At 55.5% G+C, this 23,294-nt stretch carries 22 protein-coding genes; 12 read left to right on the forward strand and 10 right to left on the reverse strand.

All coding sequences use genetic code 11. The annotated features are described in order from the left end of the window. Positions 1-386: 386 nt before the first annotated feature. The 10 genes from QZ302_RS01120 to QZ302_RS01165 all read right to left on the reverse strand — a co-directional run bounded on the left by QZ302_RS01120 (position 387) and on the right by QZ302_RS01165 (position 13,113). A complete protein-coding gene (locus QZ302_RS01120) occupies positions 387-4,460 on the reverse strand; it encodes an SUMF1/EgtB/PvdO family nonheme iron enzyme (protein ID WP_294591535.1) in 4,074 nt (1,357 codons plus the stop codon). Positions 4,461-4,572: 112 nt separating this feature from the next. Next, positions 4,573-5,526 carry a hypothetical protein gene (locus tag QZ302_RS01125; RefSeq protein ID WP_294591537.1) on the reverse strand — a complete coding sequence of 318 codons (954 nt, stop codon included), beginning with the start codon at positions 5,524-5,526 and terminating at the stop codon, positions 4,573-4,575. A 12-nt stretch (positions 5,527-5,538) separates the two neighbouring features. Further along, entirely contained in the window at positions 5,539-6,417 is an 879-nt protein-coding gene (gene lsrF / locus QZ302_RS01130) for a 3-hydroxy-5-phosphonooxypentane-2,4-dione thiolase (protein ID WP_294591539.1), read from the reverse strand. A 55-nt stretch (positions 6,418-6,472) separates the two neighbouring features. Further along, positions 6,473-7,111, reverse strand: a complete 639-nt coding sequence (locus QZ302_RS01135) for a DAK2 domain-containing protein (protein WP_294591541.1) — start codon at positions 7,109-7,111, stop codon at positions 6,473-6,475. A gap of 26 nt (positions 7,112-7,137) precedes the next feature. After that, positions 7,138-8,145: a dihydroxyacetone kinase subunit DhaK gene (locus QZ302_RS01140; protein ID WP_294591543.1), complete on the reverse strand. Its 1,008-nt coding sequence runs from the start codon at positions 8,143-8,145 to the stop codon at positions 7,138-7,140. A 36-nt stretch (positions 8,146-8,181) separates the two neighbouring features. Next, a complete protein-coding gene (locus QZ302_RS01145) occupies positions 8,182-8,496 on the reverse strand; it encodes a hypothetical protein (protein WP_294591545.1) in 315 nt (104 codons plus the stop codon). Positions 8,497-8,640: 144 nt separating this feature from the next. Continuing rightward, positions 8,641-9,360, reverse strand: a complete 720-nt coding sequence (locus tag QZ302_RS01150; protein WP_294591547.1) for a hypothetical protein — start codon at positions 9,358-9,360, stop codon at positions 8,641-8,643. 42 nt (positions 9,361-9,402) lie between these two features. Next, entirely contained in the window at positions 9,403-10,590 is a 1,188-nt protein-coding gene (locus QZ302_RS01155; RefSeq protein ID WP_294591550.1) for a RidA family protein, read from the reverse strand. Between the two features lie 10 nt (positions 10,591-10,600). Continuing rightward, complete coding sequence (locus QZ302_RS01160) at positions 10,601-12,463, reverse strand: YVTN family beta-propeller repeat-containing protein (protein ID WP_294591552.1); 1,863 nt, start codon at positions 12,461-12,463, stop codon at positions 10,601-10,603. Positions 12,464-12,663: 200 nt separating this feature from the next. Further along, positions 12,664-13,113 (reverse strand): hypothetical protein, encoded by a 450-nt coding sequence (locus QZ302_RS01165; RefSeq protein WP_294591554.1) that lies wholly within the window; start codon positions 13,111-13,113, stop codon positions 12,664-12,666. Between the two features lie 623 nt (positions 13,114-13,736). Between QZ302_RS01165 and QZ302_RS01170 the strand changes: the two genes are divergently transcribed. The 12 genes from QZ302_RS01170 to QZ302_RS01225 all read left to right on the forward strand — a co-directional run bounded on the left by QZ302_RS01170 (position 13,737) and on the right by QZ302_RS01225 (position 23,292). Beyond that, entirely contained in the window at positions 13,737-14,909 is a 1,173-nt protein-coding gene (locus QZ302_RS01170; RefSeq protein ID WP_294591556.1) for a DUF2586 family protein, read from the forward strand. A 74-nt stretch (positions 14,910-14,983) separates the two neighbouring features. After that, positions 14,984-15,427 (forward strand): hypothetical protein, encoded by a 444-nt coding sequence (locus QZ302_RS01175; protein ID WP_294591558.1) that lies wholly within the window; start codon positions 14,984-14,986, stop codon positions 15,425-15,427. Positions 15,428-15,468: 41 nt separating this feature from the next. Then, positions 15,469-15,816: a hypothetical protein gene (locus QZ302_RS01180; protein ID WP_294591560.1), complete on the forward strand. Its 348-nt coding sequence runs from the start codon at positions 15,469-15,471 to the stop codon at positions 15,814-15,816. A gap of 274 nt (positions 15,817-16,090) precedes the next feature. Beyond that, a complete protein-coding gene (locus QZ302_RS01185; RefSeq protein WP_294591562.1) occupies positions 16,091-18,268 on the forward strand; it encodes a phage tail tape measure protein in 2,178 nt (725 codons plus the stop codon). Between the two features lie 5 nt (positions 18,269-18,273). Then, a complete protein-coding gene (locus QZ302_RS01190) occupies positions 18,274-18,828 on the forward strand; it encodes a DUF6046 domain-containing protein (protein WP_294591564.1) in 555 nt (184 codons plus the stop codon). A 6-nt stretch (positions 18,829-18,834) separates the two neighbouring features. Beyond that, entirely contained in the window at positions 18,835-19,791 is a 957-nt protein-coding gene (locus QZ302_RS01195; RefSeq protein WP_294591566.1) for a hypothetical protein, read from the forward strand. Beyond that, a complete protein-coding gene (locus QZ302_RS01200; protein WP_294591568.1) occupies positions 19,788-20,411 on the forward strand; it encodes a hypothetical protein in 624 nt (207 codons plus the stop codon). The genes QZ302_RS01195 and QZ302_RS01200 overlap by 4 nt, the downstream gene beginning before the upstream one ends. Further along, on the forward strand, positions 20,408-20,686 hold the full coding sequence (locus QZ302_RS01205; protein WP_294591570.1) for a hypothetical protein: 279 nt from the start codon (positions 20,408-20,410) through the stop codon (positions 20,684-20,686). Before QZ302_RS01200 ends, QZ302_RS01205 begins: the two co-directional genes overlap by 4 nt. Continuing rightward, positions 20,686-20,976: a hypothetical protein gene (locus QZ302_RS01210; RefSeq protein WP_294591572.1), complete on the forward strand. Its 291-nt coding sequence runs from the start codon at positions 20,686-20,688 to the stop codon at positions 20,974-20,976. The genes QZ302_RS01205 and QZ302_RS01210 overlap by 1 nt, the downstream gene beginning before the upstream one ends. 5 nt (positions 20,977-20,981) lie before the next feature. Further along, positions 20,982-21,821: a hypothetical protein gene (locus QZ302_RS01215; protein WP_294591574.1), complete on the forward strand. Its 840-nt coding sequence runs from the start codon at positions 20,982-20,984 to the stop codon at positions 21,819-21,821. A 110-nt stretch (positions 21,822-21,931) separates the two neighbouring features. Then, positions 21,932-22,315 carry a hypothetical protein gene (locus tag QZ302_RS01220; RefSeq protein WP_294591576.1) on the forward strand — a complete coding sequence of 128 codons (384 nt, stop codon included), beginning with the start codon at positions 21,932-21,934 and terminating at the stop codon, positions 22,313-22,315. After that, positions 22,312-23,292, forward strand: coding sequence for a tail fiber protein (locus QZ302_RS01225; protein WP_294591578.1), 981 nt, complete (start codon positions 22,312-22,314; stop codon positions 23,290-23,292). The genes QZ302_RS01220 and QZ302_RS01225 overlap by 4 nt, the downstream gene beginning before the upstream one ends. The last annotated feature ends 2 nt before the right edge of the window (positions 23,293-23,294 follow it).

Genomic DNA, 23,294 nt, shown 5'->3' on the forward strand with positions numbered 1-23,294 from the left:
AATTCGGCTACCGCCGAAATCGCTGAATCGCTTCTTTAGGCGGCGGCGCGCGTCTGTCCTACAGGAGGGTACTGCGCTCGGGCCGCGCGGGCCCCACGTCCCGTGGACGGGCGAAACTTACGTTTCGCTGCGGCAGCCTCGGCCCAATTCCTCGCACCGCTCTTTGTCCGCGCGCCGGGGGAAATCTTGTCAAAACGTGCAAGCAAGTTTTGACGATTTCCCTCTTTATGCGGGGCGAATATATCTCTAAACGGCACGAGCCGAGGTACACAAAACCGGGATTCCAACCGCCAAAAGGCTGAAATCCCGGTTCGATCCTTCTACAAACTGGGGAAGAGAGGCCATACTTGCATAGCAAAGCTGCACGCCCTTCTCTCCTCCCCCGCCTACTCTTCGATAATCACGCGGAAACCGACGTTCCGAACCGGTTGCCACGGCAGGAAGTGACGCCGCGCCGAAAGGCTGGCGTTCTTCGTCCGGTCGATCCACGAACCGCCACGAACCACTTTCTCGGCATTCGACACGTTGGTCGCATCGGCCTTCGCTTTGTACGGATAGGGCCGATAGTCCGACCGTGTCCACTCGGCGACGTTCCCCTGCATGTCGTACAGCCCCCACGCATTCGGTTTGTACGAGCCGCTCTTGCCGAGCAGCATATTGCCGTCGTCTACCGAAGCGTCCTTGGGCAGGAAGTCCCAATATTTGAATACCGGACTGTTCGGATTCATCGGCTGCGGATCGACGCCGCTCACGGCCATCTTCTGCAACTGTTTATCGGCCAGGTTTTCATAGGAGGAGAAGTCGGTATCCGCTCCCCACCAGTTGTCGCCCTCGGCTCCGGCACGGGCAGCCCATTCCCACTGCGCCTCCGTAGGCAAGGTGATCTTCAGCCCGGTCGCTTCGCTGAGCTTGCGGCAATACTCCATGGCCTGTTCCCAGCTGATGCGGATCGCCGGACGCCAGTCTTCGTTCACCAGGTAGTTCGGCCCGGTGTGGTCTTTCCAATGCTGACCGATCAGACGGTTGTCGTGTTCCGGGAAGATGGCGCGGAATTGTTCGTTGCTGACTTCGATTTCGCCCATCCAGAACGGTTTGTCGATCTTCACTTTCGATTTCGGCGCAGCAATGCCGTTGTCTGCCCCCATCACGAAAGTCCCGGCCGGAATCCGAACGAAATTCATCGTAATCCCCGGCACCACTTCGACGCTCTTCTTATTGTCGTCACCGACCATCGCCCGAGCTTCGTCTGCCGTAAACGGCCAACCTTTCACCTTGATATCCTTCACTTTAACTTCAGCCTCCTGTGCCGGCATAACCGGTTCGGCTTTCGGCTGAGCTTCGAGCTGGGCGGCGTAGTCGCGAATCTCCTGCTGCCAATCCACGGCCGACCCATTTGCATACTTGTCGGCAAGCTCTTTCCGCCGTTGGATCTGGTCGTAACCGTGCTGGCCGACTTTCAAATCCCGCACGTTGAAGAATCCGCTGTGATACGGGGTGTTGAAGTCGATCCAGTTGTAGAGGGTCTTCCACTCCTTGTCGGTGAGTTTCACGCCGTGGTGGCCGTTTTCGAGCATCTGCACCATCTCGCTGTTGGAGGCGTTGAACTCGTACGGCACGAGGACGTACATATCCGCTTCCGGCCCCTGACGATAGAAGTAGGGGTGGAAATCGAGATAGCTGTCGCTGAACTTATAGAGGTTGTTGAAGCGTCCGCCGGTAAAGTTCTTCCCTCCGGCCGCGTTTTCGTTATTGTGGCATGCCACGCAAGCACGATCCAGAATGGGCTGGATTTCGAGTTCGAAGGTGAACGGCCGCACGCCGCCCTCCGGCACTTCGATCTTAGCGGGTTTCTTGGCCGAAGCGATGGTTCGTTTCGGAATGGGCATCAGGTTCTGATCTTCGTGACATCCGACGCACGATACCGTTTCGCCCGGCATCCCGACGAACCAGCTGCGCATCCACTGGATAGCGCGTCCGAGCGAGTCGAGGGGTTGCAGCGAAATCGGGGTATTGGCCGGAATGGTAAAGATGGCTGAACCGTCCTCTTCGACAGGCACTTCGCCGAGCAGTCGTTTGATGTCCCACCCGGACTGAATCCCCTGTGCAGAGTGGTTCGAGGGGGAGTCCCGATAGGCGTATTCATAGGCCAGGATTCTCAGCTTCTTGACCGTCCCGCGGGGCACGCCGGGCAGCCCTTCGCCTTCGTAGATGTCCTGAATGAAGACGGTGGCTTCCTTACTGTCGAGGTTGACTTTATCGGGAATCACCGGCGGGGTCACTTTCTTCACCACCGGAATGGCATTCACATACCCTTCCCCTTCGCTCTCTGCGAGCAGGGTGACGTTGTCGTAGATGTCGACGAGGTAGATCCCCCACAGCGATGTCGGCGAGAGTTTAGCGGTCACGAGGAAGTATTTGTCGCTCAGCGGCTGCGGTTTCATGAACTGCGGCCAGACGCCGTTCACCATCTCATCCTTGATGATCGGTTCGATAGGCCGGCTGCTGAACGGAATCTCCTGCACCATCCCTTTCTCTTCTTTCCGCGACTTGGCGGGGTCGAAGATGATCAGCCGTCCGGAGCGCGCAATCCCGTGGTGTCCGGAGATAATACCGATAAAGGCGCTGGAGCTCCCCGGCAGCGGCTGCATGTCAAACGTGGAGTTCGGGAAGTACGAGCCGCTTCCGTACAGGTTCTTGTTCTCGGTTCCGTCCGGGTTCATGTGCATGACGAAGCGCGAGAAGTAGTGGATCAGGTCGGTGTATTCCCACCGGGTGTACATCACCCGGCCGTTGTTCATCACCGTCGGGTTCCAGTTGTTGTCCTGGTCGAAGGTCAGACGCCGCAGTTTGCCGCTCTTCGGATCGTAGAGGGCGAAGTTCCCCACGGCATCGGCCCCGTCCACACACGGCACCCCATGGTATCCCAGCGTGGTGTTGATAATCATCCGCCCGTCCGGCAAGTATGCCCCGTCGGCAAATTCGACGTCGGGTTCGGGAATGGCCGCGGTGACGTTCTTCAGGCCCGTCCCGTCGGTGTTCACTTCGAAGACGTGCCACCGCCGGGCCGAGTCCACCGAGGTGAAAAGCATCCGGTCGGCATCCCAGTGCAGGTGCACGTCGGTCACCGGCGCATCAGTAGCGGGTTTGTAAATCAGCCGTTCGTTGAGTTTCGCGCCGCGCAGACCGGAGAGTTCGACGATCGAGGCGTCGAAACCGCCCCGGGCGCCGGAGTACTGGTTCGACCAGTTGTTGGGCTGTGTCCCGAGCGAGGGTGCCATCACGTAGCGCGCATCGCCGCCGAGTTCGTACTTGGTCACGACGATCTTGTCCATGTCCAAAAGCGGATTGGCCAACAGAATGTCGCGTTTCAGCCCGATCGCTTCCGTAGCGCGCGCCATGGCAGCCTGATCGAACCGGTAAATGCCGTCGAATCCTCCGGCAGCAATGGTCTGGAGACGGGCATAATCATCCGCATATTTCTTCGCGTCGAATCCCGGCATGGTCTTCATATCGGCCAAGGCTTTGCCAATGGCCGGAATGTCGAGCCATACGAGCTGGTTCTGCAAGTTTAGCACAACCTCTGCCTGCTTGGCGAGATCCATATAGCCGAGGATGCGTTTCGCCATATCCGGCTCGGCTTCCAACGCGGCAATGCGGTCGTTGAAGTAAGCCGGTTTGTCCAGCAAGCTCACGGTCTTCATCACGGCAGCCTGTTCCAGCGCCGTCCCGGGCGAGGTGAGCCAGTCTTCGATCGGGGCACCGATAAAGGCGCCGAGTTTGGTCTCCACCTCCGGACACGCAGCGACCAGCGCCTTGGCCTCTTTCCGTCCGTTATCGACCATCACTTTGAAAATGGCGCTCCCGCCGGCCGATCCGTCGTCGATCCCGAATTCAGCGTCGAACCGGGTGTATTCGCCGTTCAACGGGAAGGTCATCAAGCTGTTGGCATGGGCGATCATCCCATGGTCGTAGACCTTTCCGGCAATCTTCAACTTGCTGCCGTTGAAGTTTTTATCGACGGTCGTCCAGTTACCTGCGATCCGTTTCACGGAGGGTTTCATGTCGGTCAGCCGCACCACGGTGCCGTCTTTCCGGGTAAACCGACCGTCGGCCCAAACGGCATGGTCGTAGTCGTTCCCGTCCGGGGTCGCCCAGGTAACGAGCGAGATCTCTTTCAATCCCGTCAGGTCTACGGAGACTTTCCCCGGAGCCGTCCCGCGCCGGTATTCGGTCGATACGAACGGCAATCCTGCCGGCGATTCGGCAGCAATCTTAGCTTTAGCGGCCAAAGCCTGGTGCAGCCAGTTGTCGGTCTGTCCCTGCTTTTTGCCGATCGTTTTTTTAGCCGACGCGGGCAGTGCAGGCCGCGAAGCCAGAACGGTCGCCGCGCCCACTGTCACAGGAACTGCGACAGCCAAAGCGAACCACAAACCGGCCGTAAAAATTCTTCGTTTAATCATCTTTATGGTTTGGTGTTAGTATTCCTTTTTTATGGCAGTAAAGGCCGGAGCCGCCACGCGGCCCGACCGTTCTCTGCATGAACCGATCATTCTCTTCGCTCCCCCTGTCCCACTACTCTTTGAATGGGAAAAAGGCCGAAACCAGCCGTACTCCATCTTTCCGTCCGTCATAGCTCCACACGAGCGGCGTCCCTTTCCCCAGATCGACTTCGACCAACTGCGGCGTATCGCGTTTATCTGCCGGTGCATGTCCTTGCCAATTGGCAACCATGACTTTACCTCCCGGCATCAGTTGTGCCTGTCCGACAAAGTTGAAGATCACTCCCGCCGGGGCATCGATCCTCCGGACGAGTCCGCCGATCGAGCGATCGACTTCGAGCGCGCAATGGGCATCGCCCAATCCCACCAGGAGATTCCCGTTGGGCAACTCCTGTACGGAGAAAGGATTTCCACCCAGGTTAAGTTCCGCCACTAAAGTCGTGTCGTCCTTGATTTCCAAGAGTTTCCCGTTGGTGATAATCGGCACGAGGTAGTTCCCGTTCCGCGCCTTGACCATGCGCCGGAACTGGGAGTGTGCGTCGCCAATCCCCAAATCATACCGCACTTCGCGCCGCACGTTGAGCCCCGTGGAGTCCAGTTCGACAAACCGGGCCGGGGTGCCGCAGATTCCGAGCAGGTATCCCCCGTCCGGCAGTCTGGTCGCGGTCTGCAACTCTTCGCCCGGCGCCACATCGGTATAGTCCCAGACGATCGTCCCCCCTCCATTAACGGAATCCCGCTTCACGACGCGCGCGCCGTTCTTATAAGAGAGCAGCACGTCGCCTGTCCCGGGAATAATCTCGACGCTATTGCACTCCGCCCCTTTCGGCAAGCCGTATTTCCACTCGATGGTATTCCCCGCGCTGCGATTGACGACAGCGATGGTGTCCCAGTACGATCCCGCGATCAAGATCTTGTCCTGCACCGGTTTCGGCCCGCAGGCGCTCAACCCGGCCACCGCACAAAGCGCCGCCCCCAGAGCCATCCCCTTCGAATGAACGGATATTTTATGAATAAAACGTTTCATACGAAAAGTCTATTACTTAGAGAGGTCGTTATACATTTCGAAACCTTGTTCCGGGGTCAAGCCGTCATGCACCACAGCGCTCACGGCCTGAATCATGGCTGCCGGATTAGCCGACTGGAAGACGTTCCGACCCATATCGACCCCCATAGCTCCGTCGTTGATCGCTTTGTAGCAGAGTTCCAACGCCTCTTTTTCTTCGAGTTTCTTGCCGCCGGCAATCACGATCGGCACCTGGCAAGCATTGACCACCTTGGCAAACCCGTCGCAGTAGTAGGTCTTCACGATATTGGCTCCGTTCTCCGCACACACGCGCGATGCCAAACCGAAGTATTTGGAATCCCGTACCATATCTTTCCCGACAGCGGTCACCCCCATGGTCGGAATGCCGTACTTGTACCCTGCATCCGCCGTCCGGACGAGGTTTTCGATGGTCTTGGCCTCGAACTTGTCGTTCCCCATAGCGACCATCACCGCCATCGCCGAAGCGTTGACCCGCACGGCGTCTACCGGATCCAAAACGCACTCGTTGTTCAAGTCGGTCAGGATCGACGACCCGGCCGAGTAACGCAAACAAATCCCTTTGTTGAATGTCGGCGGCACCACTGCTCTGAGCGACCCGCGGGTACACATCAGCGAGTCGGCATACTGAATCAGCGGCACGATATTGAGGTCGAGCCGTTCCAGCCCCGAGGTCGGCCCCATGATATATCCGTGGTCGAACGCGAGCATCACGGTCCGTCCCGTACTCGGCCGGAATATTCTGGAGAGGCGGTCTTTCATCCCCCAGTCGAGGTTGTCGGCCCCCTTCACGAAGTAGTTCTGTCCCTGTACCGGAATCCCGATGCCGTAGTCTTTATCCTTGTTCTCAAGGATACCATCCATATCTGCCATTTCTTCTCTGTATTTTTCTTTGTTTTTTACTAAACCTGTTATTTGTACGGCCGGTCTATTTCACCGCCTCCGCAAAGGCGCCGAACATGCAGGCCCACGAGGAAGCCCCGCTATCCGCATGCCCCACCGACTTCTCGCCGTAGTTCCTTGCTCGCCCGAAGTTGGCTTTCATCTGCACAGTGGCCTCGGCGCCTTTCTGAGCAGCTTCGGCACCAGCTTTCAAAATCACCGCCACGTCATCGCTCGGGCAAGCCTCGATGGCCTGCACCGCCGGATACAAGGCGTCCATCATGGTCTTGTCCCCCGGCATGGCCTTGGTGTTCTTCTGCACACCTTCCAACCCGCCACGGAACATGGCCTTGACCTGCGCAGCATCCAACGCCGACAAACCTGCCGGCACCCCGTCGCTCATCCCGAGCAGCAAGCCGCCCAACAAAGTAGAAGTCGACCCGCTGGTTTCGAGCATCACGCCGAAGCCCATATCCGCCAAGAGCACTTTGAAATCCTTCCCCGCCGCATCATCGGCGCCGGCCACCCGGGCGATCGCGTTCAAAGCCGTGACAATCGCTTCGCCATGATCCCCGTCGCCGATCACGGCGTCGAGTTCGCTGAATTCGCCCGCCCGCGCCGTCACATCGGTCAACGCGCGCCGAATCATCTTCTGAAAATCGGGTATCGTTAGTTTCTGACTCATAGTCTCTGATTTACAATATGTATGGATTACTTCCCGAACCGTTTCCAGTACGGCGCATCCGCCTTATAGTTCTTGAGCAGGTCGAGGTGGTCGGCATCCAGTTTGCCGAGAATCATCTGGAACCCGGCCTGTTCCTGTACGGTAAGCAACTCGCCGGCATATCCGTCCGCCACGGTAATCCCCGCAGCAGCCAGTTTCTTCGCCGCAGCCCGGTAGACGATGAACTGTTCCATCAACGTCGTGGAACCCACGCCGTTGATATACAACAACACGTTATCTCCCCCCTTCAAATCGAGCTTTTTCATCAGCTGACCGACCATAAATTCTGCCGTAGCATCCGCCGACACCAGAGGTTCATTCCCCCCCTGTCCGGCCTCGCCGTGCTGGCCCATCCCGATCTGCATCATCCCTTCTGGAAGCTCGGTAATGGTCGCCCCGTTCTGCGGATGGGTGCAGGCGCGCATCGCCACCGCCAGCGTGGCGATCTGCTTGTTGAACCGTTCGCCGATCTCGATCAATTCGTCCAAGGATTTCCCCTGTTCTGCCGCAGCGCCGAGGATCTTATACATAGGTATCGCTCCCGCCAGCCCCCGCCGATCTTCGTCCGCCGCATCCAGTCCGGCCGAAATGTCGTCGTGGGTCATAATCGATTTGACTTTGATCCCCATCCGTTCGGCGAGCTGCTTGGCCATATTGCCGCTCATCACGTCCCCCGAGTGGTTGAGGATCAGGAGCAAAATCCCGGCATCGCGCTTGAACATCTGCAAGGCCTGGAACAACCGCTGTGCCCCCGGTGCGGCGAAGATATCGCCCACCACCGAAGCATCGAGCATCCCTTCGCCCACGAATCCGCTCACGGCCGGTTCGTGTCCCGACCCGCCGAAAGCGACGATGGCCACTTTATCCTCCGCTTTCGGATGGGTGCGCACTACGATATTTTCGGCGCCGAGTTTCACCGTGTCGGCAAAGGCCATAGTGTACCCCTCCAACAATTCGGCGGTAATATTTTCGGTAGAGTTTATGAATTTATTCATCGTATGGAATATTCTGTCTGTTAAAACCTCATTCATTTAAGCCTGCCACATAAGTTCGATGGCGATCCCCTCCTCTTCGACAAAGGCGATCCAGTTGCCTCCCCCGCAATCGGTCGGCGGCAGCAAGACCTTTTTGCCGGCCATCTCCGCTTCGGGATCGGTCACCCGGTAAGCCAAATGAGTGGTCGTCCGGATCAGTTCCGGCATCCACGAGTCGGCGTCGAACCGCAGCCACTCGATGCGATTGGGGCTCTGCACGAAGTCGGTCAGCCAGACTTTCATCCCTTCGTTGTATACTTCGCCGGGTTTCGGCGTGGAGGTCGGTATTCCGACGTGATCGTATGTTCTCATAACGGTTTTCGATTCAATGGGTTGAGTTCGGGTCTGTTTTTATGCGAATAGCGGCAGCGACCACCTCGCCGGCTCCGCTCCGCCTCAAAAAAGAGTCGTCCGGAATCGGCTGGTTTCCCGATCCGGACGAACACTCGTATCGTATTACAATGCCGCTTTCGGCTGGGTAAACCGCAGCCCTGCGTTATCGTGGTAGTTGGCGAATTCCCACACGATAGCCCCCTCCGGACCCGCCATCATGAAGTGCCAAGTTTCCGGCGCCTTGAGGGTAAGCACCTCGCCGAGGTTCTGTTTCACGTAGTTTTTCGAAACGGTGGTCGCTTTCTGCGAAGCCGGCACGAGCGCCTCGGCCCCTTCCGTCGCCTCGCCTACTTCTGAGAAGTTGTAAACCCATCCCTTGTCCACCATCCACGACTCTTTCTTCGCCGGGAACGCGGTTTTCACGTGTTTGTGTTCCGGAATCATCTGGCCCGGCAAGAGGTAGATGCTGTGCGCAAAGTAACCCTCGGTCGAGTCGTTGATCCAGAAGATGCCGCCCATCCCGCAGTTTTCGAAGTCGCCCAGACCGAAGTCGGTGAACCAGATGTCTTTCTCCATCAACGGCGTGAACGGCACATCGTAATGCGCGAACATGTCGAGGAAAGCCTCCTTAGCGACATCCTGTTTGAAATTCCCTTGCGCGTCGTAGAAATCGGCGTTGGTGTACTTTTTCTGGTACGGTGCTTTGTTGCTCATCGTGTTGGTGTTTTCAGCCGCAGCTCCCTTTTGCGCGTCGGCCGAGCACGAAGAGCCGCACGAGGCGAAAATCAACGAAGCGCCGAAGAGCGCCGCCAGAGAAACTGCAAAGCATTTTACTTTTTTCATGGTATGATTGATACGTGTTATGTTTTCCTTACCCATTTTCCGTCACTCCGCGACCGCCATCCCTTCGATCTCGATCAGCAATTCGTCCCGACAGACATCCGTAAGTACGTACAAAGCATGCACTTCCGGATAAGTCTGTTCGATAATCGTCCGGGCGGCTTCCAGGAAATTCTCGGTCTTCAAATATACGCGAAAAATTTGGATTTCCGGCGCGGTATCGACCTTTATTCCGTGTTTGCGCAAATTTTCCCTGGAGATCAGATAGCGGATATTTTCGAGCGTGGTGACGGTCTGCTGTTCGATCCCCACGCCGGTGAGCGAGGCTTCGCCCCGGATGGCCGCGGTGCCGGAGATGTAGACATGCACACCCGCTTCCGAGCTCACCACCGCTTTGGCGCGTTCGAATTTCGGGGTGGTTTTGTGCCGGAATATCTTGTCGGCCACCCCGATCAGCACGTTCTGCGAGTAGTCGTGCGCGGCTACCTGCAACGCATTGTCCAAAGCCACCGCGGCGCATTTTTTCCCGGTCGAAGCCACGGCGTCCACTTCGACCATAATCCCGCCGTGCGCCGTCCCGATCCCCGTAGCGGCCGGATATCCCCCTTTCCAAGCCGTCCGGGCGTAAAAGTGCGACCGGGCGTCGTTGAAGTCCTGATAGTGCTGATTGGCTCCAGGCCGATCCGGCACGTGGGTGATCCGTTCGATGTAGTTCCACTGCCGGACGATGGTGTTGATGTCCATCCCTTCGGCCTCCAACACCCGTCCGAGTTTCGAGAGCACTTCGTTGGACTGCTCCAAGATCGGCGCGTCGATCGATGCGGGCAGAATCCCTTCGGTAAAGAGCCGCTTCCCCTCATCGTCCTCGACCACGAAATAGCGCACCCCCTCTCCCGAACAATGCTCCCGCACCCGTGCCGAATTCTCCCGCGATACGCACTGCGACTCCATCACGAGCCCCGAATCCAGCGACCGCTGGGCCACATAACTGACCAGCGGCACCCGCCACCCGAACCGTTCGCACCGTTCGCGAATCAAGGCGAGCAGCCACTCCCGATGCTCGACATACTGCCGGTTGTCGTCCGGGTTGCCGAAGAAGATGAGCCGCAAGGGCACGATGCTCCGCTCGTCGCACGTGACGGTCAATTTGTCGAGCATCTCGCCGACCATCTCGCCGAAGTCGCGAAACCAGACTTTATCTATATTATAAACGATACCGAATCCCTGATTCATATATCCCCCGTCACAAAGAGTTCACGTATTCGACCAGCGCGTCGATCTCCTTAGCGCTGGGCCGCTTGCCTTCCAGCCCGTGCCGGTGGACTTCGAACACTTCGCGCATCGTCGCGGCCCGGCCGTCGAACAGGTAAGGCGCCGTCCGCCACACCTCCCGCAAGGTCGGCGTGTCCCATCCTTTTTCGAATTCGATGTCTTCGCCGATCCGGTGCATCTGCATATCGGTGAAGTACTCCCCGCTGTGACACTCTCCGCAGCGGTATTTGTCGAAGACTTTCTTGCCCTCTCTGGCCTTGGCCGAGAGCTGGCCGTCCACCAGATACGGGCTGGGCACGGCCTGCAAACTTTTCAGATAAGTGTCGACCTGCAAGGCCTTATCTTCCGGTATCTCGTAGAACTGGATATGGGTAAACCCTTTCCGGTCGGCGATCGCCGCATCGGAGCGAATTCCGGAGATCATGCTCGGCGGGGTGAAGTGCGAATAGAGCAAGCTTTTACAGTTTTTCGGATTTCCGATTCCGTCGTTCATCAGGTCCCAGTTCATCCCGTCACTCCGCGCCTCTCCCGGATGGCATCCGTTGCAGGACTGCCAGTTCTGGAAACAGAAGGTGGCGTCGTTGAAAATCCGTTCGCCGGCCTGCGCATCACTCTCCTGCCGATTCTTCACCAAGGGCACGACCGCGATGTTCCGGGCGTCCGCCAAATCGACCACGTTCAAGGTATCGGAAAAGTAGGTCGGTATGTACAGCTGCTTCCCATCCCCCAAAACGGCCATCTTCCGCGGCCCGTTGCCGGTCAGCGCCACCCGATCCCGAATCCCGTACAGGAAGCGCAGGTCGTAAGAGAGCTGTTCCGCCGTCCCGCGATATCCTTTGAGCCGCGAAACCATCGCCGGATAGTCGATCACGCTCAGGTCGTGCGTTCCGGAGTGGGTCACATAAATCTTGTCTCCCACGCTACAGATATCCCAAATCCCCGCTGCGCCGCGTTCCGGTTCGTCGAGCACGATCCCGCCGACGAATTCCAGTGTCTCGGCATCCACCACACTCAGCGCGCTGGTGTTCATCCATCCCTGTTGCAACTGCGAGGTGGGCACGGCAAACCGTCCCATGTTGTGCGACACGAGCACATACTTCCCGTCCGGACTCAGCGCGATCCCGCGCAAGGCATTGCTCCCGTTGGCAAGTTTGATATCCTTGATTTTCTTAAAGTTGCGCAAATCGATGACCGATACGTCCGCCGCCACGTAGTCCACATCGGCCCGCTGGGCGGGCAGGAAATTCGCGACAAACAGGTACTTCCCGTCCCGCGAAACCACGGCGTCTTTCGGCTCCCGCAGCACAGATACGCTCGCCATCAGCTTCCCGGTCACCGGATCTATTTTATCCACGGTATTCGCAAACTGGTTGAGGACATAGAGCCACCCTTCCCGGGAATAGACGGGCGAGGTAGCTCCCGATCCCACCGCCACGCTCCACTCGACCGCTTCCGCCCCCTCTTTCGTCGGGTCGATGCTCTCTAACGTCCCTCGTTTATCGAAGGTGGTCACAAAAATTCGCTCTTTGCCCGCAGCTCCCTTCCCCACCGCCAGTCCGGTCGGCGTCTGTTCGAATGTCCACTGCCGAACCGGGCTTTCCCACTGCCCCGCCCGATAGATGCGCACGGACTTATCTCCCTTATTAGACGTAACGACGCGTCCGTCGGACAAGGTTGCGATATCGGTGATAAACAGCGGTTTTCGGGAAGAGTCTTCTTGAACAGAAGCCGGAACGGCTGCCGAGACGGCTCGATTTTGAGCGAGGAAGCAGGGGCCTCCGACGGCCAACGCCAAACTCCCCGCCAGACAACAGACGATTGTCGCGGATTTCATGATCGATTTCAAGTTGGTGGTTTGGGTTTCGAGCCGAACGCCCGAGAGGCCGCTCGACTCGAATGTGGTGCAATATTACGAAAATTTTTGCTTTTTCCCAAACGCCCGGCCGCCGCACCGGCCACATTGCAGCAGGTCGTCCAACCCGCCGGAATCGACACAAACAGACAGAAGGGCACAGATTCTATACTCAACATAAGCTACCGATTCACATCAGGTACAGCAGCAATATCCTGAACATTCGTCGCATAACGTTCGATCCCTTCCAACCACTCCGCGTGGTCATGAGGAGTGGTCGATGAAGTCAGTTGGAACGCTGAAAAATTCTCGCCGCGAAGCCCCTGCAGAGCCCCATGGATACGATCGACCAAATCGAACAACGCCACCATATCGGACTGGCGGAGACCGGCTTCCTGGGGAGCGACAGCACGTGTCACCACATGCAGACGCATCCCCACATCGCCCCGGCGGACAGCCTGATTCTGTTGCCGCCATTCAATGGTTTCGAATTCAACGAACACTGCCGGTACCTCCCATGTCGGCTCACCATCGAGTCGAACAAGGTGATTGTTCCACCAATCGATCCACCGGATTTCGGGGACGCGTTCGTTGAGGCGTGCGCAAATAGCTTGAAACAGTCGTTTTCTCATTTTTCTTTCTCCTTGTTAATTTGATTGAATAGTTAAACGAACACCCGCAAGAAGGGTTTCGGGCCAGCAAAAGTGCCACGATTCGACCGGGATGAAAAAAAGATAGACAAGGCTTTACACTCTTTTTGTGCCGGTGCGTAAGAAAATGAACATTTGCACCATCGAATCTCGCCTGCTCGATCTGCAGACAGGAAAGTCGGTAGCGGCCGATACCGATCATACCACTCCGCAACATGCTCGCGACATTCGATCGGTCGTCTCCGTTTCAGCGACAAACATGTGCAAACGAACTAACACCACAAACTATCGATTAAACACAAAGCAAAAAAGATGACGGTACGGATTGTCCCACCGGTCGAAACATCCGCTCAGGAACCGATTACCCTGTCTCTCAAAAAGAGGCTCAGTAGCCACTCCTCCACCGCTGACCGCAAAAAATGGAACAATACACTCGGGGAGTTCGCCTTTAATATACCGGAGAATCGATTCTCGAACGATCACGCAAACCGGCTTCAATGCAGTATTCGTCACAGCCGACGATCGAAAGTCCCCTTTGTACCCCGAAACACGAGCTCACGGATCGATCGGGCCGAAAAAAAGATGACCAAAATACCCTAATAAAAATGAACAGTTTAAAAATCGAAAGACAAAACGGCAACGTACCTAAAAGCGTAGCAGGCGAAGACCACGTATCGGGATTCATTGCTTATTTGGCCGAAGCGGAAATTCCCGACGGCTTCAAGACAGAACACGTACAGGCCGTTTCCACCATCAACACCGCCGAAAAGCTGGGCATTACCGACACGGCTAACAGCTGGAGCGTGAAAGTGTTGCATTATCAACTGTCGGAGATATTCCGCATCAATCCGAGCATCTCGCTGTATGTCGGGATCTTCACAAAACCGACCGACTACAAATTCACCGAAATCAAAACGGTACAAAACTTCGCCAACGGTCGCATCCGACAAATGGCCCTCTGGTGCGGCGACAAGGCTTTCGACGCAGATGATCTGACCGCAATTCAAGGTGTGGCCGATGCGCTCGATGCAGAAAACGCTCCGCTTTCCATCCTGTACGCTCCACAGGTAACAGCGATCGGCGAACTGCCCACAAACGTAGCCGGCGCCAATCAGTACCGAACCAGCGTAGTGATCGCACAGGCCGGGAGCGGGATCGCAGCGGAACTCTATGCCGCCGAAGCCAATCAAACAGCCAAAGCCTCCGTTTCGGCCGTCGGGGTCGTATTGGGGCTGGTATCCGCAGCGGCCGTACATCAGTCCATCGGCTGGGTCAAAAACTTCCCCACGGGCGTCAATGTTCCGGCCTTCAGCGATGGCACGCTCTATCGCGACATCGACAAGGCGCTTATCGAACAACTGGACGCCGGACGCTATCTGTTTTTCGTCACCCACGTGGGACAGGCAGGCAGCTATATGAACGACAGCCACACGATGGACAGCGCCATCAGCGACTACGCCATGATCGAAAACGTTCGGACGATGGATAAAGCCGTGCGCGGCATCCGTACCTATCTGGTTCCCGAACTGGGCGGTAATATCTATGTGGACGCCGAAACCGGCAAAATGCAGGCTTACAGCATCAGCCATTTGGAAACGACGGCCAACAAAGCGCTCGAAGACATGGAAAAAGCAGGTGAACTTTCGGGTTATCGCGTAGAGATCGACCCCGATCAGAATATCCTGAGCACCAGCGAGGTGGAGATCATCATCCGACAGGTAGCCGTTGGCGTGATGCGCAAAATCAAAGTTAAAATCGGCTTCGCACAAACCGCATAATTACTCATCTGCCGCAAAAAACGCCGTTCGGTGCGAACCGAGCGGCGCCGATTGCGGTACAAACTCGAAAATCAATGGCAACGAATAACACCAACAATGGACTCCCGTTAATCAACGGCACACTTTACTCTTGGGCCGACATCGTAGCAACCATCAACGGCGTACCCCTGAACGGCATCACCAGCATCGAATACAGCGACAGCCAGGAGGTGGTGAACAAGTACGGCGCTGGTCGCCATCCCGTGGGGCGAGCCAAAGGACGCATCACCTCAACGGCGAAAATCACCCTTTACCAGGAAGAGGTCGAATCCATGCAAGAACAGGCTCCGAACGGCCGAATCCAAGATCTCCCGCCTTTCGACATCACCGTCACCTACCTGCCCGAAAGCGGAACGGTCAAAGCAGACAAAATCCGAAACGTCCAGTTCTCGGGTAACAGCCGCAAATGGAAAGAAGGCGATACCGGACAAGAGGTAGAGCTCGAACTGATCCCCTCGCACATCGAATGGGCCCAATAACCCGCAAACACACAACCAGAACAACCATCTTACAATAACAAATGGAAAACAACGAGACGAGACAGCCCCAGGGAAGAACCTGCGACGGAGGTATAACCGAAGAACAGATCAACAAATGGAAAGCCACATTGGGCCGCGTGATCCGGATTGATGTGACGGACGGAGACGACCTGCACGTAGCCTATTTCAAACGCCCGTCGATCGAGACCATGTCGGCCGTCACGAAAGTGGGGAAAAACGACGAAGTGAAGAGCGCCGCCGTACTGTACGACAACTGTTTCCTGGGCGGCGACACCGAGATCCGCGAAGACGCGCTGCTGTTCATGGCAGCGACGGCACAGCTCGGCAAGCTCTTCAACTCCTGCCTCGGTAGCCTAAAAAACTTGTAGAGGCGCACCTGCTTTCGGAAGACGACGGCAAGGACGGTTTTCCGAAAGGGTGCGCCTTGATCCGCGCGAACCTCGGTCTCGACCCTACGACGGCCGATTATGAAGAGTGGGCAACGCAGTATGCCGCCGCATTATGGTTAGAGCAGTACCGAATCCGAAACCTGGCCACCTTGTTGTCGAGTTTACTGGGAAGTTCGGGCGGCCCTTAGCCGCCCGAATCTTTTCATACGCCCCCAAACGCGCGACCGAATCAGCGTAAAACAACCACCCGACCATGCAAAATTTCGAATACAATTTCCACATCAGCGGCAATTTCACCCTCGCGATGGACGCAATGACCGAAAGCGCAGACCGGTTCCAAACCGCCGCCGAAGGTACATATGGCTGGATGGAGAAACTGCGCCGGGCAACTGCGTTCCTGAACACGGCCAGCGACTCTGTCGGCAAATTCAACAACTCGCTAAAAAGCCTTACCTCTTCGGGCGTGGAACTCGATCGCCGAATACACGAACTCGGAGTCGTTTCGGGCGTGACGAGCGAAAAGCTGGAAAAGATCGAAAGTTATGCCCGCACCACGGCCAAAACTTTCGGTATCGACGCTGCACAAGCTGTCAAAAATTATCAGTCCTTACTCACGCAACTCTCCCCCGAACTGGCCGAGATTCCCGAAGCCCTACAAACCATGGGAAACTGCGTCGCAACCACCGGTAAACTGATGGGAGGCAACAGCGCTGCGGCTGTCGAGGTATTGACCACCGCCATGAATCAGTACGGAGTCAGCCTGGACAATCCCATACAAGCCGCCGACGAGATGACGCGCATGATGAATACCATGGCGGCAGCCAGTCAAGCGGGTTCGGCTTCGCTTCCCTCTATTCAGGCCGCATTGCGACAATGCGGAACCGCTGCAAAAACCGCAGGCATCAGCTTTGAAGAGACGAATGCGGCCATTTTGATGCTCGACCGGGTCGGCCAGAAAGGATCGGCAGGCGGCAGCGCCCTACAAGCCGTGCTCTCCGCCCTCTCCTCCGCTCGTTTTCTACCGGCCGAAACACTGGGTGAACTTGAAAAAGCAGGTATTCACGTAGGCACATTGACCGATCGAACCATCCCTTTAAAAGAACGACTGGAGTCTCTCCAGCCGTTATTGACCCACAATAGCCTGCTGACCGACATCTTCGGTCGCGAGCATGCCGACACCGCCCGCACGCTGATCGAGGGAACGACCGGATTACAACAATTCACCGATGCTGTGACCGGCACTTCGACAGCCGAAGAACAAGCGGCCGCCATTATGGAGAGCTACGCCGAACGTCAGGCGCGCATCAATCAAAGAATCGATGATTGCCGGATCAGCCTATTTCAAGTCACGAGCGACTTCGGACTCTGGATATCCACCATCACCGGGATACTCACTCCGATTTCGCAACTCATACAACTGATCTCCGGCATGGGCGACCTGATGAAGTGGGTTAAAAACCTGGATTGGGCGACCGTGTGGTCGAATATCAAACACTTCATCCAGGCATCGCGCCTGCAAGTGGCCTTGATGAACCGCGAGCTGGTCACGGGTCAATTCGAATCCAACGGATTTTTGATCAACATGGGCCGCGCAACACTGGCAGTCCTTCGATTCGCCACTGTCGGCATTTTCCAGGCGCTCAAAGGCTTAGGTGCATTATTAGTATCATTCGTTACGAGCGGTGCGACTTCGGCCACCTTTGCCGGCATCGCCTCCACCTCATTCGGAGCATTCAAATTGTCGGCCGTGACGGCCTGCCGTTCCGTCGGCGTAGCCATCATGAATATCCCGCTACTGGGATGGATCGCTGCCGCCATCGCCGCTCTGGTCGCCTTAGGGCTCTACTTCTGGAAAACATCGGCCAAATTCCGGGCCACACTGAAAGGTCTCGGAGCCGCTTTCGTCGCCGTATTCAAAGGGATCTGGGAATTGGCCAAAAACCTCTTCGGATCGATCGGCGATCTGCTCAAAGCGGCATTTTCCTTCGACGGAGACGGGATCAAAAAGGCGCTCAACCAAATGAAAGGCGGTTTTTCGGAGTTCGGCTCCAGTGTGGGCAAAGCGTTCAACGAAGCTTACGAAGCCGAAATGACGGCCAGCAAAAAGGCTGAAGAGGAAAAAAAGAAAAAAGAAGAAGCCGAAAAACAAGGAGAAGAATTCGACCCGGACAGCCTGACCAAACTGCCCGAGGGAATTGTTCCGCCTATTTTGCCGAACGATCCGACAGGAGGCAGCCTCGGCACCGTGGGTGGAATAAATAATAACGGCGGAACCGGGGGAGGAATCAAAAACATAACCGTTCATGTAGACAAACTCGTAGAACGTTTCGAGATCCGGACGACCAACATGTCGGAAGATTTAAACAAAGTCAAAGAACTCGTCAGCGAAACGCTGCTGTCCGCTCTGAACGACGTAAACTTAGCCATCTAAAAAGCATGAAACCGATCCTTTTTAAGTTTCCGACCGCCCATCCGGCTGGATCACAAAAGAGCTTACCCGCTCGAACCATCCCCTTCCACATGGAGCCGGGAAGTCCCATAACCGACAAAAATTACTGGAGGGATCGCTACGTATTTTGCGAATTGACCCTACGCAAGGATGACGGCCAGACACTGGTACTGAACGACGCGATATGTGCCGTCAGCCGGGCGAAAAATATCGTCACCACTCAAGTCGTGGGCATGAACGGCACGGTGAAAGAATATATCAATGACGGCGACTATCAAATCGAAATCGTCATCGGAGTAGCGGCCATGCGCGACGGCATCCTGGTGGACGAATATCCGCAAGAAGAATTAAGCAAGTTGCGCGCTTTTTTCGACGAAAAAGCGTCCCTGAGCGTTCACAGTCTCTTTCTGGAATTATTCGAAATCAACCGCATCGTCGTCAAGAACTTTTCCGTGTCGCAAGACACCGCCAGCAATTACCAGAGCGTAAGCATCTCGGCTTTAAGCGACAACGATTACAACGTATACTGCACGGAATATTAAACGACCATGTACAGACTGACAGCGAAAGTAGAAATCAGAGGGGCCAAGTGCTGGCAGCTCGACAAAATCACGGAACTCGAAATTACCCGCGATACGGAAAAACTGACGGACGAATGCCGTCTGACGCTTCCCAAAAAAATCAAATGGGATAACGAGACCGAAATCCCGATCCAACGCGGCGATACCATCCAAATTTGGTTAGGCTACAACGATGATCTACAACCGGCCTTCACCGGTTACGTACGCGATGTGGGAGCCCGCACACCCGTTGTCATCACGTGCGAAGACGAAATGTTCCGTCTGAAACAGATACGAACGCAAAAAAAAAGCTATCGAAACGTCACGCTCGACACCCTATTGCGAGATCAAAATCTGCCCTGTCCCATCGAGGTAATGGGTGAACACCATCTCGGCCAATATCGCGTGACGGCCGAAAACATAGCAGAACTCTTGGGGCACCTTCAAGAAAACGGCATCCGCAGTTTCTTTTGCTACGAAGACGAGCGGGCCGTGCTCTACAGCGGCATTCTTTTCGAGCGGGACAACCGACCGACACAAGTTTTCGGTACGGGCACGAACATCATCGACGACCAGAATCTCGAACAGCAAAAAGCCGAGAACATGCGTCTGCGAATCGAAGCGATCAGTCTGATGCCGAACAATCGAAAGCTCAAAGTCGAAGTAGGCGACGAGGACGGCGACCGCCGCACCCTGCACGCCTATAACCTGAAAGAAAAAGAGTTGAAAACATGGGCGGAACAAGAGATGAAACGCCTGAAACGCGACGGTCTGACAGGCCATTTCACGACCTTCGGATACAAATTAGTGGATAAACTGGACGTCATCGGCCTCAAAACGGACGGCAAAAGGCAGGGAGTGTACCAAGTAAAAAAAAACATAATCAAATACGGCACGAACGGTTTCCGCCAAGAAATCACGCTCGGCCCGCGAATAGGAGAATGAACGACATCAATAACATCCGAGAAGCCGTGAGACGGTTGGCTCAGGGAGGCCGCCGGACGACGAGCCTGATCTGTACGGTAGATGCCGTAGACCGGGCGGCCCGCACCGTAGACTGCACACCGATAGACGAAAGCGCTCCGTTGCTGGGCGTCAATCTCCAGGCCAATCAGGAGAGCCGACTGGGCCTCGTAGCTTTCCCCAAAGTGGGCAGTTTCGTAGTCGTAGGATTCGTCGCCGAAGGCTCGGCAGGCGTCGTACTGCTCACCGACGAAGTGGAAAGCATCGAGATGACCATCAGCGAACAGAGCGCTCGCATCACGGCCGACGAAAACAGCGTGTGCATACGCATGGGCAACGACACTTGTGCGGAATTGACCTCCGAAGGCATTACATTGAACGGCGGCGGTTTCGGGGGCACCATCAAGGCAGAACAGCTGACCGCACGTCTCAATGCCATCGAAAACGACCTCAACCAGTTAAAAAAGATTTTTGCAGAATGGACACCCAGTCCCCAAGATGGCGGAGCTACTTTATTCGTAAGATCTGTTATCTGGAGTACATCCCCTTTGAGACTGACTCAACGGACGGATTATGAAAACGAAAAAGTAAAACACGGATGAACGGCATACTGATAGATACGGAAAGCGGCGACCTGCTCATCGAGCACGGCCGCGTCGTGATCGGCGACACCAACAGCCAAATCGCCGAAAGCGTACTCGTAACCCTGCGCGGCGAATGGAAAGAGTGGCCTCTGATCGGCGGCGAAGTCGAAAAGGCACTCGGCGGACAGGTAGACGTCATGTGGCGCGGAGAGGTCAAAAAAATGCTGCACGCATGCGGACTTGATGTCCGTCAGATACACATTTCAGAAGATAATACGATCACGGTGGAATAATGGAAGTAAAGGTAAAAGAGCGGCAAAGCCTGCTCGACATAGCTCTTCAGACCTCGGGCGGAATGGCAGCCGCATGGGGCCTGGCCGCAATCAACGACACAAGCCTGACAGCAGTCTTATCAGACGATCTCCCCCTACGAACCGCCCCGGTGGAGCACCCCTACACCGTCAATCGCTACCACGTAGAAAAGATATACCCCGCCACAGCCTTGAGCCGCGAGGAAGAGACCGCCCTGACACAAGAAGGAATTCACTTTATGGGTATTGAAATCGACTTTATAGTAAGCTAAAAAAGATGGCAAGAACAATCGCAGAAATCAAAGAGAGCATCACAACGGACTTCATGCGTAACGAAGATGTAGCAGCCCTCTATGGATTCGCACCCGGCGACGCCTTTACCACACATTTCAGCCGAGTGAGCATCGAGAACCTGTTTTTCTACATCGTCGCCTGCGCGACATGGGTACTGGAACAACTGTTCGATCGACACCGGACAGATATCGAAAATCGAATCGATACCATTATGCCCCACCGCCCGAAATGGTACCGAGACAAAACGCTGGCCTTTATGCAGAACCGGCTCCTGCTGCCCGATACGGATCGCTACGACACGGCAGGTATGGACGAAAACGAGATCGAAGCCGCCCGAGTCGTTAAATTCGCAGCAGCTATGGAGAACACCGACTCCTCCTTGCTTACCATCAAAGTAGCCGGCGAAAAAGAAGGAGTCCGACAGCCGCTGGACGCCGATACGGAGAAACAACTCGCAGCCTATATCGCTGAAACCAAAGATGCCGGCGTCCGGATCAATCTCGTGAATCGAAGCGCCGACATCTTCCACTGCAAAGTCGACATCTATTATGATCCGATATTGCTATCCGAAGAAGTCGAAAACAGATGCCGCGAAGCCATTCGGAACTATGTCGAGAACCTCCCGTTCAACGGCGAATACACCCATATGGCCCTCGTAGACGAATTGCAAAAGGTCGAAGGCACGCGCATCGTTGAATTGATCTCCGCTTCGGCCGAGGGAAGCGACGATAGCGTACCTATCGTCATCGACACCCGTTTTACTCCTTCTGCGGGTTACTTTACGGCAGGGGAGATCATCTTAAACATGCAGTCTTACAAATGAGCGTTTATGACCTCCGAATAAAACGCTTTGCCCTATTGCTACTGCCGATCAGATGGCGCAAACCTCTGATAGCAGCCTGGGTACAAAGCTCCGTACAGGCGATCAACGTATTGTACGGCCAATTTATGCAATGGCGCGCCGACATCGAATACCGTCTCGAACACAACGGCCAAGTATGCTACCTGCGCTCCGTACTGAACGACCTGTTCGACCCGATCGAACGACGCATCACCATTACGGACGAAGTCGAAGAGCAGGCTGACCAAACCTGGTATCAACGCCACACCGAGACAACACGTCTGCTGCCGATGCGAGAGACGAGACGCCCTTTGATTATCGAACGGCGAGGCTTCGGCGGAATCAACGGATTCGATTTTTGGATAAACATTCCGCTCTCGCTATACGCCACGATCGAACTTTCGCGATTGCGCGCCATTGTCTCCACCTACAAATTAGCATCAAAAAGATTTTCGATAAACTACACGGAAGGATGAAACAAACGATAGGACGGTTCCTCCTGCAACCGAACAAAAATTTCCCGGTCGATTGCGAGACGCTCGACGCCCTGCAAACCAATATCGCACTTCTGCAGGTACTCGGCAACCTGGCCGGAGACAAATCCATTTTATCGGGCTGCGAACCGGAACTCAATAATACTCGTCGCCGAGCAGGCTATGTTTTTCTGAAAACGAACGATTTTCCGGAAGGCGAAGTCATTTACTGGGAAGGCGGAAATATCGCCGGAGGCATGTATGTGCATCAAGAGATTATTCCGGTCACGGCACAAGGTTACGAATTTCCCCAGGCATACACTGTGCGTTCGCTCAAACCCGGCATCGGCAGTGAAAACTATGATTGGGCCGATTTCCATGCAGTCAAAACGCCCCCAGAACTGGAAGCGGAAATCCGCCGACAAGATATCGCCATCGAAAAGCTCGCTCCACCGCCTCTAGGTATCGTTCAACTATGGAGCGGTAAAACTGTCCCGAAGGGCTACGAACTCTGCGAAGGCCAGCAATTGAAAATAACCGACTATCCGGAGTTGTACCAAGCACTCGGCACCACATTCAACAATACCTATAGCGCAACAGGTTTGCGTTATGCCACCTCCAACGGTTATTTCCGCCTGCCGGATTTGCGAGGACGTTTCGTTGTCGGTTACAATCCGAACGACACAGATTACAATACCTTCGGGAATATAGGAGGTGAGAAACAACATACCCTCACCTCGACAGAAATGCCGTCCCATACCCATCAGGTGAAAGATTACTACTTTTCAGAAGCCCATAACGATCCGGCCCGAGACGGACGAGACTATTTTCCGAATCCATCTCTTGGTTCAGGCAAATCGGATAGTGACAACCATTATCTATACTACCTGCGACACCACACTGAATCAACCGGCAGCAATGCCGCACACGAGAATCGGCCACCGTACTACGTACTGGCTTACATCATGCGCGTAAAATAAAC

It is taken from the genome of uncultured Rikenella sp. (assembly GCF_910579375.1).
Classification (GTDB): Bacteria; Bacteroidota; Bacteroidia; order Bacteroidales; family Rikenellaceae; genus Rikenella.